Origin of the sequence: Ensifer sp. LC163, assembly GCF_001695855.1 — a bacterium.
Lineage (GTDB): Bacteria > Pseudomonadota > Alphaproteobacteria > Rhizobiales > Rhizobiaceae > Ensifer.
In genome coordinates this window covers 622,713-635,246 of sequence record NZ_MBSS01000012.1, presented here as the reverse complement: position 1 = coordinate 635,246, position 12,534 = coordinate 622,713, and the positions used below count along the sequence as shown (strand labels likewise).

Annotated in this window: 11 protein-coding genes; 9 read left to right on the top strand and 2 right to left on the bottom strand. The window is 61.4% G+C overall.

The genetic code is table 11. The features are described 5' to 3' along the window. On the bottom strand, window positions 1–921 hold the full coding sequence (locus BC360_RS12990; RefSeq protein WP_244512718.1) for a 2-dehydro-3-deoxygalactonokinase: 921 nt from the start codon (window positions 919–921) through the stop codon (window positions 1–3). Next, window positions 918–1,688, bottom strand: a complete 771-nt coding sequence (locus tag BC360_RS12985) for an SDR family NAD(P)-dependent oxidoreductase (protein WP_065795437.1) — start codon at window positions 1,686–1,688, stop codon at window positions 918–920. The genes BC360_RS12990 and BC360_RS12985 overlap by 4 nt, the downstream gene beginning before the upstream one ends. A 167-nt stretch (window positions 1,689–1,855) precedes the next feature. Here BC360_RS12985 and BC360_RS12980 point away from each other — a divergent pair, with 167 nt between their 5' ends. The 9 genes from BC360_RS12980 to BC360_RS12935 all read left to right on the top strand — a co-directional run bounded on the left by BC360_RS12980 (window position 1,856) and on the right by BC360_RS12935 (window position 12,507). Continuing rightward, entirely contained in the window at window positions 1,856–2,668 is an 813-nt protein-coding gene (locus BC360_RS12980; protein WP_065782794.1) for an IclR family transcriptional regulator, read from the top strand. Window positions 2,669–2,862: 194 nt separating this feature from the next. After that, a complete protein-coding gene (locus BC360_RS12975) occupies window positions 2,863–3,603 on the top strand; it encodes a helix-turn-helix transcriptional regulator (protein WP_065782792.1) in 741 nt (246 codons plus the stop codon). Between the two features lie 168 nt (window positions 3,604–3,771). Beyond that, entirely contained in the window at window positions 3,772–4,527 is a 756-nt protein-coding gene (locus BC360_RS12970) for an autoinducer binding domain-containing protein (RefSeq protein WP_083222533.1), read from the top strand. A gap of 515 nt (window positions 4,528–5,042) precedes the next feature. Further along, window positions 5,043–6,203 (top strand): Mrp/NBP35 family ATP-binding protein, encoded by a 1,161-nt coding sequence (locus BC360_RS12965; RefSeq protein WP_065782789.1) that lies wholly within the window; start codon window positions 5,043–5,045, stop codon window positions 6,201–6,203. 526 nt (window positions 6,204–6,729) lie between these two features. After that, window positions 6,730–7,707, top strand: a complete 978-nt coding sequence (locus tag BC360_RS12955; RefSeq protein WP_065782782.1) for a magnesium transporter CorA family protein — start codon at window positions 6,730–6,732, stop codon at window positions 7,705–7,707. A gap of 17 nt (window positions 7,708–7,724) precedes the next feature. Further along, entirely contained in the window at window positions 7,725–9,626 is a 1,902-nt protein-coding gene (locus tag BC360_RS12950) for a potassium transporter Kup (RefSeq protein ID WP_065795436.1), read from the top strand. Between the two features lie 236 nt (window positions 9,627–9,862). Then, the gene (locus BC360_RS12945; protein WP_065795596.1) at window positions 9,863–11,038 is read left to right on the top strand and encodes a cell wall hydrolase; all 1,176 of its coding nucleotides are present in this window, start codon (window positions 9,863–9,865) and stop codon (window positions 11,036–11,038) included. A gap of 296 nt (window positions 11,039–11,334) precedes the next feature. Next, entirely contained in the window at window positions 11,335–11,694 is a 360-nt protein-coding gene (locus tag BC360_RS12940) for an AtpZ/AtpI family protein (protein WP_065795435.1), read from the top strand. A 60-nt stretch (window positions 11,695–11,754) separates the two neighbouring features. Beyond that, entirely contained in the window at window positions 11,755–12,507 is a 753-nt protein-coding gene (locus tag BC360_RS12935; protein ID WP_065795434.1) for a F0F1 ATP synthase subunit A, read from the top strand. Window positions 12,508–12,534 lie beyond the last annotated feature (27 nt).

Here is a 12,534-nt window from a genome sequence, read left to right as displayed (position 1 = left end):
TCAGAGGGGCCAGATTGCCTGAGCGGCAGTCGAAAGGCCGGCGCGCACGGCCTCGTCGGCGTCGACGACCCGCGGGCTAAGGTTGAGGCTTGCGAGCGCGGCGCGGTAGAGCGCGCCGAGGGAGCCGGAGGCTACGAGGCAGACGCTGTCGACTGTGCCGGCGGCCGCCAATGCCCCGGCGATCTCAAGCCCGATCAGCGTGCCCGAAAGCGTCGCCTTGGCGTCGGTGGCGCTGGCACCGTGGAGGAGTTGGCCGGCGCGCACGCCGAACGGCAGGTTGGTGGCGAGCGCGGGGTTGGCGCACGCAGCGGTGACCGCGGCGAGGAACGACGGATGGTCGCCGGAAAAGACCTGCGCATCCGCGACCGAGTGGCTGAGGATGGAGTGCCGGGAGATCACGTCGAACAATTCACCGGTCATGAAGGTGGAGAAGCCGGTGACCTTGCCGCCATCAAGGCGCACCCATTTGCTGTGGGTTCCAGGCATGCAGACGAGGTGCCGGCCGTCGCCGAGGCTTCCGGCGGCGCCGAGCAATTGGGTTTCCTCGCCGCGCATCACGTCGGGGTGCTGCGGATCGCGCTGGGCGAGACCCGGAAGAATACGGATGTCGCGCCCGACGTCGGGCACCGCGACGGCGCCCATGGCAATGGTCGAGAGGGCGGCGGGCGTATCGAGATACCCGGCCTCCAGCCAGCCCTGTTTGGCGCCCGCCATGCCGCAGATGATCACCGGCAGGTGCGTCGGCGCGGCCGTTGCCGCCAGATGCGCCTCCAGGACGGTTGAAAAGCCTGTTTTGGCGGCCGTCGTCATGCCTTCGCCGCTGCGCCGCTCGGCAAGCACCGTGCCGTCCTCGGCAATGATCCAGAGCCGAAAGCTCGTGGTTCCCCAGTCGACTGCGGCATAATAGGCTGCGGTCATCAAAGTGCGCCTCCGTCAATGATCATCGTTTGGGCTGTCATGCCCATGGAACAGTTCGAAGCCAGGTAGAGGCATGGTCCCACCAGGTCCTCAGCGGTCAGGCTCCGCTTCAGGCACTGCTTCTCCAGCATCGCCGCGATCGCCGTTTCGTCGAGCCAGAGTTTCTTTTGGCGCTCTGTAACGATCATGCCGGGCAGGATTGCGTTGACGCGGATATTGTCGGGGCCGAGCTTGCCGGCGAGCGACTTGGTCAATCCGATGATACCCGCCTTGGCCGTCGCATAGGCCGGGATTTCCGCCATGTTGAGCAGGAAGGCGATCGACGAGAAATTGACGATCGATCCGCCGCCGGCCCGCCTCATGTGCGGCGCCACCGCCTGGCTCATGAAGAACAGGTGCCTGAGATTGACCGCCTGGCTTTCGTCCCAGCTCTCTTCGGTGACGCTTTCGAGCTGCTGCCGGTCGTCGCGGGCGGCATTGTTGACGAGCACGTGGATCGCGCCGAGTGTTGCCGCGGCCGTTTCGGCGGCTGTCCTCACTGCGTCGATATCGCGCAGATCGGCATGAATGAACAGCGGCCTTTGCCCGGTCCCGGCTACGAGCCTGTCGGCAAGCTCCAAGCTCGTGGCCTCGTCGATGTCGACGAAGGCGACCTGCGCCCCCTGACGAACGAAGCCTTCGACGAGTGCTGCACCGATGCCGGCGCCGCCGCCGGTTACAAGCACACGGCGATCCCTCAGGTCATGAAACTGGGCCGCAGGCAAGGGCATCGGTCCGGCACTCCCCATTCGCGCCGCTTCGGCACGCTTGCAAATTTCTTTGTTCCGGTATGTGGAACTTGATTTTATTATATGGAATTATCGGGCGAAGACGGTTATTTTGTCAAGATCGGATGGCGAACCTTGGACCTGTATGGGGCCGAAATGAAGCGGGCGACATGAGCGAAGAACCGACAGTGATAGCGGATGGCGAGGCGGCGGGCACAGGCACGCTGGGCAAGGCCATGGCCGTCCTTGAGGCGGTGGTCATGGCGGACGGGCCGCAACGTTTCACCGACATCCTTGCAAGGTCGGGGCAGCCACGCGGCACTTTGCATCGGCTGCTCAGCCACCTCGTCGAGGAGGGGCTGCTCGTGCAGCGGCGCGATCTCTGCTACGAGCCGGGTCTCCGCCTGCTGACGCTTGCCTATCGCTCATGGTCCGGCAATCGCTTCCGCGACGTTGCCGAACCACATCTTCGCAGCCTGCACGAGTTGACCGGAGAAACGGTGCATCTCGGCATCCTGCGCGAAACCGAGATCGTCTATGTCGACAAGGTCGAAAGCCGGCAGACGGTGCGCATGAGTTCGCAGATCGGCAAGGCCTCGCCCGCCTATTGCACCGGCATCGGCAAGGCGGCGCTGTCGTTGCTGCCGCAACCGGAACTGGAGCGTCTCGTGGCAGGGATGGCGTTCCATGCGTTCACGCCGCATACCCATCGCTCGGCCGAATCACTGCTGGCGGAGATTGCAGAGATTCGCCGCGACGGACACGCTTTCGATCGGGAAGAACATGAGATAGAGATCCGGTGCGTGGCTGCGCCGATCCGTGTTTCGGGCAGCGATCTGACGGCTGGAATCTCGGTTACCGGACCGGCCTATCGGGTGAGCATGGAGCAGTTGATCGCCTGGTCGGGGGCGGTGCGGACGGCGGCGGCGGCGATCGGGGAGGAGGCCGCGATTCGCCTCGGCCCGGGCCGCGGTGGACCTTGAGTTCACTTTACGATAAATTAGGAACTTCGACTGGACGTGGCGTTCCAAGCTCGATAACGTTAATATATCAGGATCGCTTTGCGGTTGTACGCGAGTCGGTTTGATTTTGACATTGATAGTAATTTTGACGTGATCTTCATGCGGCGTCAGCGGCCGTGCTCCTCCCCGGAGCCGGATGTGGAGAAGGGCGGAAGATGATCGATTTCAGCGCGAATATGGCGTCGTTGATGCTTCCTGACGGACGGTCCGTGAGGGGGCCGATCTGCTGCGAAGACGACATTAGACGGGTGATCGGGCAGGTTGCGGACGCTTACGGCTTCCGCGGTTTCCTGGTGCTCGCCGTTCCGGATACCGGCTGCAGCAGCCTTGAGGCCAATGCCATCATGACGACCTATCCGGTTGAATTCTTGAAGGGCTACGACAGCGCTGGCCTGATCAATGGCAGCCCTGTCATCCAGCGTCTGCGCCGCAGCACCATACCCTTCACCTATGACGCTCATCAGTTGGCTCGCCGCCGCGCCGACGGCAAGGGCGACGCGGCGATCTGCGTCTTCGAACAGGCGGGCATGCCACGCGGCATTTATCTGCCGGTGCACGACGCCGGCGGCCACCGGGCCGCCATTGCCTTTGGCGGCGACCGCCCCGTGGCGTCGAACGACGAGATGCAGGAACTCAATCTGTGGGCCGGCATTCTGTACAGCAAGCTGGCCGAGGTGCGTGGGCGCGAGCGACGCGGCTCGGGAAGCCTGTCGCGCCGCGAGGTCGAATGCCTGCGCTGGGCCGCTGCCGGCAAGACCACGAGCGAGATGGCGCGGATCCTGGCGCTATCGGAGTATACGGTGAACCACTATCTCAACCGAGCGACGCGAAAGCTGGATTCGGTCAACCGCGTGCAGACGGTCGCCAAGGCCATGCGCGCCGGTTTGATCAACTGAGAATTGGCACTTTCTGCACATCAAAGCTGGATGCTGCGGCATGGCGCGGTTCGCTTGTAGGGAAATACACAGGCTTTTGGGCGCGTAGGGCAGGGAATCTCGATCATCTGTTGGCATGGCCTGCAGGTCAGTCTATTTGATAATTGATGAATGCCATGGAACGCGCGAATGCAGGATACGATGACCACCGGGACGACTGACGCAGATCTGCCCCGGGGCGGTGATTTCGCGTCCGAGATCGCCAAGCTGGAGACTCAGTTCGATATCATCCGCTATATGCGGCGGATCACGCAGATGTTTGGCTTCAAAACCTTTCTCATCTGCTCGATCCCTTCCATCGATGTCGAACGCCTGGCCGCAACCACGGTCATCTCCAATATGCCTGCCGAACTGCTCAACAAATATGACAGCCTGTCGATGCTGCGCTTCAGCACCGGCGTCAAGCGGCTGCGGGAAACGACGACGCCGTTCCAGGTGACGCTCGATGCCTGGGAAAGCGAAGGCGGCAAGCCCGATTCAGCCCGCGAATACATCGCGATGCTGCGCGAGAACGGCATCTTCCAGGCCAGCTACTTCCCGGTGCATGACGCCGAAGGCGGCCGCGGCGCTGTCATCCTGATGGGGCCGGAAGCAGAACTGCCGATGACCGTGACCATGGAACTGCAGATGATCGCAATCCATGTCTACAACCGGTTGGCCGAGATCGGCTCGGTATGGAAGAACAGCAGTGCGTCGCTCTCAGAGCGCGAGATTCAGTGCCTGAGCTGGACGGCGGCGGGAAAGACCAGCGCCGAGATTGCCGGCATTCTTGGCCTCTCCGAGCACACGGTGAACCACTACCTCAACCACGTCACCAAGAAGCTCGACGCGGTGAACCGGACGCAGGCCGTCGTCAAGGCGATGAAGAAGGGCTACATCAGCTAGCCGTCGCTCTGCAGCGCCAGGTTGGAGCTGCTCGAACCCGTCTCCCCCCTAAGTGCCGCGCGTCAAACATGACGCGCAAAGGACGTTGTCGTGCTTTAAACTTGCTGCATGATTTTCTCCTTAAATCGGATCCGATTTAAGGAATTATGCAGCTAGGTGGCGCAGGCGTAAAATGCACCGATCCTGTGCGGATTTGAGACCATTGCCCATAAACTGGGCAGATGCTCTCGGTGCCCCGGGTGAGAGACTTTCGATCTATTTCGCTGAAAATGTTCGCTTTTTCGTCTTGCCTGGAATCTGGCACGCATCCTGCATTGGTAGAGACATGTCCAGAGGGGACTAAAAACAAGACAGCGCCCAAGAAGGTCGCGACAAATAGGGCCGCCACCCAACCCCGTGTGATCCCGGATGTACGGACACCAGGGTGAGTGGCGGCTCTGTTTTTTCCGTTATGTCGCATTGGCGAAGCGCCCGGCCTCGATTATCTAAGAGATAACAAAGAATGAGAGGGCGCGATGCCGGAAGTCACCAGAGACGTGGTTCTTGATAAGCTGCGAACCGTGCGCGGTCCTGATATGGAAGGCAACATCGTCGAGCTCGGGCTCGTGTCGGATGTGTTCATCTCGGATGGCAAGGCCTATTTCTCGATCACCGTGCCGGCCGACCGGGCCAAGGAACTGGAGCCGATGCGCGCCGCGGCAGAGCGCGTGGTGCGGGAAATCCCCGGTATCAGCGCAGCCATGGTCGCCCTGACGGCCGATCGCAAAGCCGCCCCTGCGGCTGCCCCGGTGCAGCGCCCGCAACCAGCCGGAGCCCATGCCGGCCATGCCCACGGCCAGCGTCCGGCCGGGGGCGCGCCCGCCAAGGCGGGCATTCCCGGCGTCGGCGCAATCATCGCCGTCGCCTCCGGCAAGGGTGGTGTCGGCAAATCGACCACGTCGGTCAACCTGGCGTTGGCGCTGAAGGCCAACGGCCTGAAGGTCGGCCTGCTCGACGCCGACATCTATGGCCCGTCGATGCCGCGCCTCCTGAAGATTTCCGGCCGGCCGCAGCAGATCGAAGGCCGGATGATCCGCCCGATGGAAAACTACGGCATCAAGGTCATGTCCATGGGCTTCCTCGTCGACGAGGAAGTGGCGATGATCTGGCGCGGCCCGATGATCCAGTCGGCATTGCTGCAGATGCTGCGCGAAGTGGCCTGGGGCGATCTCGACGTGCTGGTGGTCGACATGCCGCCGGGCACCGGCGATGCGCAGTTGACGATGGCACAGCAAGTTCCGCTTGCCGGCGCGGTCATCGTCTCGACGCCGCAGGATCTGGCTCTGGTCGATGCCCGCAAGGGGCTGACGATGTTCCGCAAGGTCGAGGTGCCGGTGCTCGGCATCATCGAGAACATGAGCTACTTCGTTGCGCCGGACACCGGCAATCGCTACGATATTTTCGGCCACGGCGGGGCACGCAAGGAGGCCGAACGCATCGGCGTACCTTTCCTCGGCGAGGTGCCGTTGACCATGGGTATCCGGGAAACCTCGGACGCGGGCACACCTTTGGTCGTTTCCGATGCGGACGGCGAGATCGCGCGCATCTATCGCGACATCGCCACCAGGGTCTGGGCCGAGGTTTCGGCAGCCCGCGAAGACAAGAGCCGTGCAATGCCGAGCATTGTCTTCGAGTAGACCTTCATCCACAGCTTCGTCGGATGCCATCGCTGCGGTGGCAAGCCGACGCGGAGGTCGTCTGCCGCAGCCCCTACAGCATAATTCCTTAAATCGGAATCGGTTTAAGGACGAAATTATGCAGCAACTCAAAGTGTTACAGCGACCTTTGCGCGTCTAAATAGACGCGCGGCGCTGTAAATGACGGCACAATTTTGTCCGCGACCCGATTTCGATTCGGAGAAACATGCAGTAGGGTGGCGCCGGAACGATGGACGGCGTCTGTGTCATGTATCGAGGGGGCATTGATTTTGCGTCTGTGTTGCGCCATATGCCGTGCCGCACTTGCGAAGGTGCCCAACTTAGCGCGCTCTCGCCGGAGATCTTGTCCTCCCGCGATGACCGAGTTGAGGATTTTGTCCTGACTGGCGGAACGCTTCATCCGATGGATTTCGATTGTGGGAATAATGTGGCGCCGATGCGGTTGCTCACTTTCGCTCCGGCTCGCACCTCCGCCCGGGGCCGCACCAGTGGGAGGGGCCTCTGAATGATTACGGGCTATTGCTCCAACGGAGAGACCGTCACCCTGTCGGTGGCGGATGAGCCCGTTACCCTGCGTCCCGACATCGTCTGGGTCGACCTCGTCGAGCCGAGCAAGGCCGAGGATCTGATGATGGAGAAGCTTCTGGGCATTTCCATCCCGACACGGGAAGACCTGAAGGACATCGAGCCATCAAGCCGGCTTTATACCGAGGCCGATGCCGTGTTCATGACGGCGTCGCTGGTCTACCGCTCGGAAACCGATATTCCCGATCTTACCGACGTTGCCTTCATCCTGCATGGCGGGCGGGTGGTGACCATTCGTTACGCCGAGCCGCGGGCCTTCGCGCTTTTCAAGGCGGCGATGCACCGGATTCCGGGCGGCTGCCCGAACGGCGTCGTGATGCTGACCCGGCTGCTCGAAACGATCGCCGACCGCACCGCCGAAATTCTCGAGCAGGCCGTGGGCAAGATCGACGATCTGTCGCTGCAGGTTTTTGGCGACAGGGCTGTCGTCAAACGTCGGCCGCCGCATTTTTTGGAAGCGCGCCTGCGCGATGTCGCCGGCCATCACCGGCTGGTTGCCAAGACCCGCGACAGTCTCGCGTCACTTTCGCGCCTGTTGACCTTCGTCTACACGGTTCCAGACGTCCAGGCGGACAAGGACAGCCGCGAGCTTTGCCGCTCGATCTCGCGCGACATCCAGACGTTATCGGAGCATGCCTCGTTCATCTCGGGCAACATCACCTTCCTGCTCGACGCCTCCCTCGGCCTCATCAATGTCGAGCAGAATGCCATCATCAAGATTTTCTCGATCGCTGCGGTGGTGTTATTGCCGCCGACGCTGGTCGCTTCCGTCTACGGCATGAACTTTCGCGTGATGCCGGAACTCGAATGGCAGTTCGGCTATCCCTGGGCGCTTGCCGCCATGGTGATATCCGCCGTGATACCCTTTTTCTTCTTTCGCTGGAAAGGCTGGCTGTAACAGCCAGTAGGACACGCATGACCCAATCGCATGCCCCTTCCACACACGAGTCGAAAGACCTGCGCCGGCTGCTCGTCCTCGGCCTCGGCTCCATTGGCGTCGTCTACGGCGACATCGGCACCAGCCCGCTCTACGCGTTTCGCGAAGCGCTGCGCCCGGTCTCCCACGACGGCGTGACCGATGTGGAGATCATCGGCCTGATCTCGCTGATGCTCTGGACGCTGACGATCATCGTCACGCTCAAGTACGTGCTGTTTCTGCTGCGCGCCGACAACCAGGGGGAGGGTGGTACGCTCTCGCTGCTGGCGCTGTTGATGAAGACGGGAAATGGCCACACGGCGATCCTGTTCTTCATGGGCATCGCCGGTGCCGCGCTGTTCATCGGCGATGCGATGATCACGCCGGCGCTATCCGTGCTTTCGGCCGTCGAGGGTCTGAAGCTCGTGACCCCGGCGCTGTCGGAGTATGTCGTTCCCATTGCCGTGGTCATTCTGCTCCTGATGTTTGCGGTGCAGTCCAAGGGCACGGCAGCGGTCTCCAACTTCTTCGGACCGATCACCCTGGTCTGGTTCCTGGTGATGGGCGGCATCGGCCTCGTCCACATTTCCGACGACATGGCGATCTTCAAGGCCTTCAATCCCTATTATGCCGCCAGCTTCATGTTCAACGAGGGCTATGTCGGCATCATCGTGCTCGGCGCCGTGTTCCTGACGGTGACCGGCGCGGAGGCACTCTACGCCGACCTCGGCCATTTCGGCCGTCGCCCGATCCAATGGGCCTGGTTTCTCGTCGTCTTTCCCGCGCTGACGCTCAACTATCTCGGCCAGGGCGCGTTCATCCTGAAGAACCCCGAGGCGATGTCGGACCCGTTCTTCCTGATGTTCCCGAAATGGGCACTGCTGCCGGTCGTCATCCTGGCGACGTTTGCCACGATCATCGCCAGCCAGGCTGTCATAACCGGCGCATTCTCCTTGACGCGGCAGGCGATCCATCTCGGCTTCCTGCCGCGCATGGCTATCTTCCACACCTCGGAAACCCACACGGGCCAGATCTATCTGCCCAACGTCAACACGCTGCTGATGTTCGGCGTCATGGCACTGGTGTTGGTTTTCGGCTCGTCGGAATCGCTCGCCACCGCCTATGGCATCTCGGTCACCGGCGCGATGGTCGTTACCACCGTTCTCTCCTTCGAGTTTCTGCGCGTGCGCTGGAACTGGTCGGCGCTTTGGGCCGGCGCCGCGCTGCTGCCGCTGTTTGCGCTGGAATTCGTCTTCCTCGGCGCCAACATGCTGAAGATGCATGACGGCGGCTATGTGCCGGTGCTGATCGCCGTCACCTTCATCGTCATCATGTGGACCTGGAAGCGCGGCACGGAGATCCTCCATGCCAAGACGCGCCATATCGACATTCCGTTGGCGAGCTTCGTCAAGTCGATCGAGCGCAAGAGCGAACATGCACCGGTTGCCGTGCCAGGCACGGCGGTGTTCCTGACGAGCGACCCAGAATCGACGCCCGCCGCCCTGCTGCACAACATCAAGCACAATCACGTGCTGCATCAGCAGAATTTCATCCTGACGATCCGCACCGCCAATACGCCGAAGGTGCCGAAGGCGGAACGTGTCAGCGTGCAGCCGCTCTCCGAACGCTTCACCCTGCTCGAAATGCGCTTCGGCTTCATGGAGACGCAGAACGTCTCACAGGCGCTGGGGCTCTTCCGCAAGTCGGGCTTGAAGTTCGATATCATGTCGACGTCGTTCTATCTCGGCCGGCGTAAACTGGTGCCGGACGCCCAATCCGGCATGCCGCATTGGCAGGACCGCCTGTTCATCGCGCTCGCCAATGCCGCGATCGATCCTTCCGATTACTTCCGCCTGCCCACGAACCGTGTCGTCGAACTCGGCTCGCACGTCATCATCTGACGACGCAGGCTGCCAAGGCGGCTGGCGGGCCGAAAGGCCTGCCCTTCCTGTCTTTCAGTGAAGGCGCATTAACCAAACATCAAGGTTAATGCTTCATTTTCAAGGCTCGAACGAAGCATCGTCGGCAGGCGTCCGGCGGCTTCATTTTTCTAGCGTCCCGCGCGGAACCTGTCCGCTGGCTCATCGCCGGCGAGGGCGGAGCCGTGCCTTCGACAAGCGTTGCGTGGAGTGGGTTGGTGCGTAAGAGTCGGAAACTGCGTCGCGAATCTCGTGTTAACTTCTCCGCCTGGCTGGCACCGGCAATCATCGGCCTTGCGGTCTATATCGGTTTTCCCACGGTCGCGGCCTATTCGGACCTGGCGACCTTCCTGTCCGGCATCAATCGCGGCGGCGAACGCTGGCGGATGTACATGACGCCGTCGCCGGCCGGTTCGATCCACGAGGTCGAGATGGTCTTTGCCGACCCGATCACGACGAGCGCGCTTGATGGCGGTGCCGGTGTCAATCTTCCCGATGGCAGCCGTGTCGCCCTGACCGCCGAAAGCAAACACGCCGGCACGCCGGATGAGGATCGTGTCAACCGCCGGGGCAAGAAGGGCCGTATCGTCGCCGTGACCCCCGTCACCCCGCCTAAGGATTTTACCGCCGGCTCGATCCTGCAGCGCACGAGCTCGCTGATGGAGCCGGGTTTCGAGGGGGGCGAAAAGATGGTCTTCGCCAAGCCGAAGATCAAAGGCAAGGAGATCGAGATCGCCACGGCCTTCTACAAGAAGAAGCCGCCGAAGACGGATCCCGGCGTCTCGCCGATGCTGGCCAAGCTCGTCACCAACGACAAGCCCGACATCCTTGCGACTGCCTATGTCCGGCCCGAGCCGGACTATGCGCGTGAATCGCCCTTCGATTCGATCCTGCGTGAGGACACGAACGCTGGACGTTTCATCCCCGACATTTCGCCGGAGGATCACGCCTGGGCCGCGACCCCGCTGCCGGCTGGCGTCTTCAGCAAGGAAGAACAGACCTGCCTTGCCGAAGGCATCTATTTCGAGGCACGCAGCGAACCCTTGAAGGGGCAGGCGGCCGTCGCGCAAGTGATTCTCAATCGGGTGCGCAATCCGACCTATCCGAAGACGATCTGCGGCGTCGTTTATCAGAACAAGGCGTGGCGCAACCGTTGCCAGTTCTCCTTCGCCTGCGACATGATCCGCGATTTGATCTATTCCCGTTCGCACTGGAAGGAAGCAAGGGACGTTGCCATGGCGGTAACCGCCGGCAAGATCTGGTTGCCCGAAGTCGGCTCAGCCACGCACTATCACGCTACCTATGTAAACCCGGCCTGGGCAAAGACGATGAAGCGTGTCGGCAAGATCGGCCTGCACATCTTCTATCGAACCTATGGCGGTGGCTGGAGCTGACGCATTTCTGCTGCCGACCCCCTGGCTCACAAGCATCGATCGCGGGTCGGAGATTCCGGCTTGCGATCTGCCGATTCCCGCCTTTGTCCGTCGATCGTCGGCGCGGGATGTGGTCAAGCCAATGAAATCATTGAAAAATATTGTCCACGCCGAAGCGCTGTGCACGCCTTGACTATGCGGATGCCTAAAACTATGTTGCGCGCGACTTCAAATGGGGCTGAAACGTGGCTTGAACAGCAGCCCTTTGTGTGACCGAATCACGGTCGTGACCGTGTGGGACAACAAGGGAGAGCCACGTGACGGAGAAACCCGAGGAAAGTCTGGAAACGAGGCTCAAGCAGCTCGGCGACAAGATTGAGGCCAAAAGGCCCAGTTCGCCTGACGCAGCCGAGGCCCGGGCCGCCGAAAGCCGCAAAGGCTATGCGGCGGCAATGAAGCTCTCCAGCGAGTTCATCGCTGGCATCGTTGTTGGGGCGTTTCTGGGCTATCTTTTGGACCACTTTGCGGGTACAGGGCCGTGGGGCATGATCATTTTCTTGCTCCTTGGCTTTTGCGCCGGTGTGTTGAATGTACTGCGTTCGGCGGGGATGGTGGCAACACTCGATCCGGAAAAGCGTAGTTCTGGGAATGACAAGACGGACGGAGATGGCGCCTGAGGCGTCGCCCGGAAAACACGGTATCCGCTCTAAAGGCGGGCAGAACGAAAGAGAAGCGCGGTGTCAAACGATCCGACCCACCAGTTCCTGGTCAACAAGATTGTCCCGATCGAAATTGGCGGAATTGACTTTTCCTTCACCAATGCATCGCTGTTCATGGTTGCGACCGTGGGTGCCGCTGCCGGTTTCCTTTACCTGACCACATCGCAGCGCGGGCTGATCCCGACGCGCCTGCAGTCGGTTTCGGAAATGTCCTATGAGTTCATCGCTTCGATGCTGCGCGAAGGCGCCGGCAACGGCGGCATGAAGTTCTTCCCGATGGTGTTCTCGCTGTTCATGTTTATCCTGACGGCGAACCTGCTCGGCATGTTCCCTTACTTCTTCACCATCACCAGCCAGATCATCGTCACCTTCGCCTTGGCGCTGTTCGTCATCGGTACGGTGCTGTTCTATGGTTTCTACAAGCATGGCTTCGGCTTCCTGAAGCTTTTTGTGCCACAAGGCGTGCCGGGCGTATTGCTGCCGCTGGTCGTGTCGATCGAAATCATCTCGTTCCTTTCCCGTCCCATCAGCCTTTCGGTCCGTCTCTTCGCCAACATGCTGGCCGGCCACATCACGCTGAAGGTTTTCGCGGGCTTCGTCACCTCCTTGAGCGCCCTCGGTGCGCTCGGCATCGGTGGCGCGATCCTGCCGCTCATCATGACCGTCGCTATCACCGGTCTTGAATTCCTCGTCTGCTTCCTCCAGGCCTATGTCTTCGCGGTACTGACCTGCATGTACCTCAACGACGCTGTCCATCCCGGAAGCCACTAAGGAATACAGTCGCTTGCTTCCGGCCGG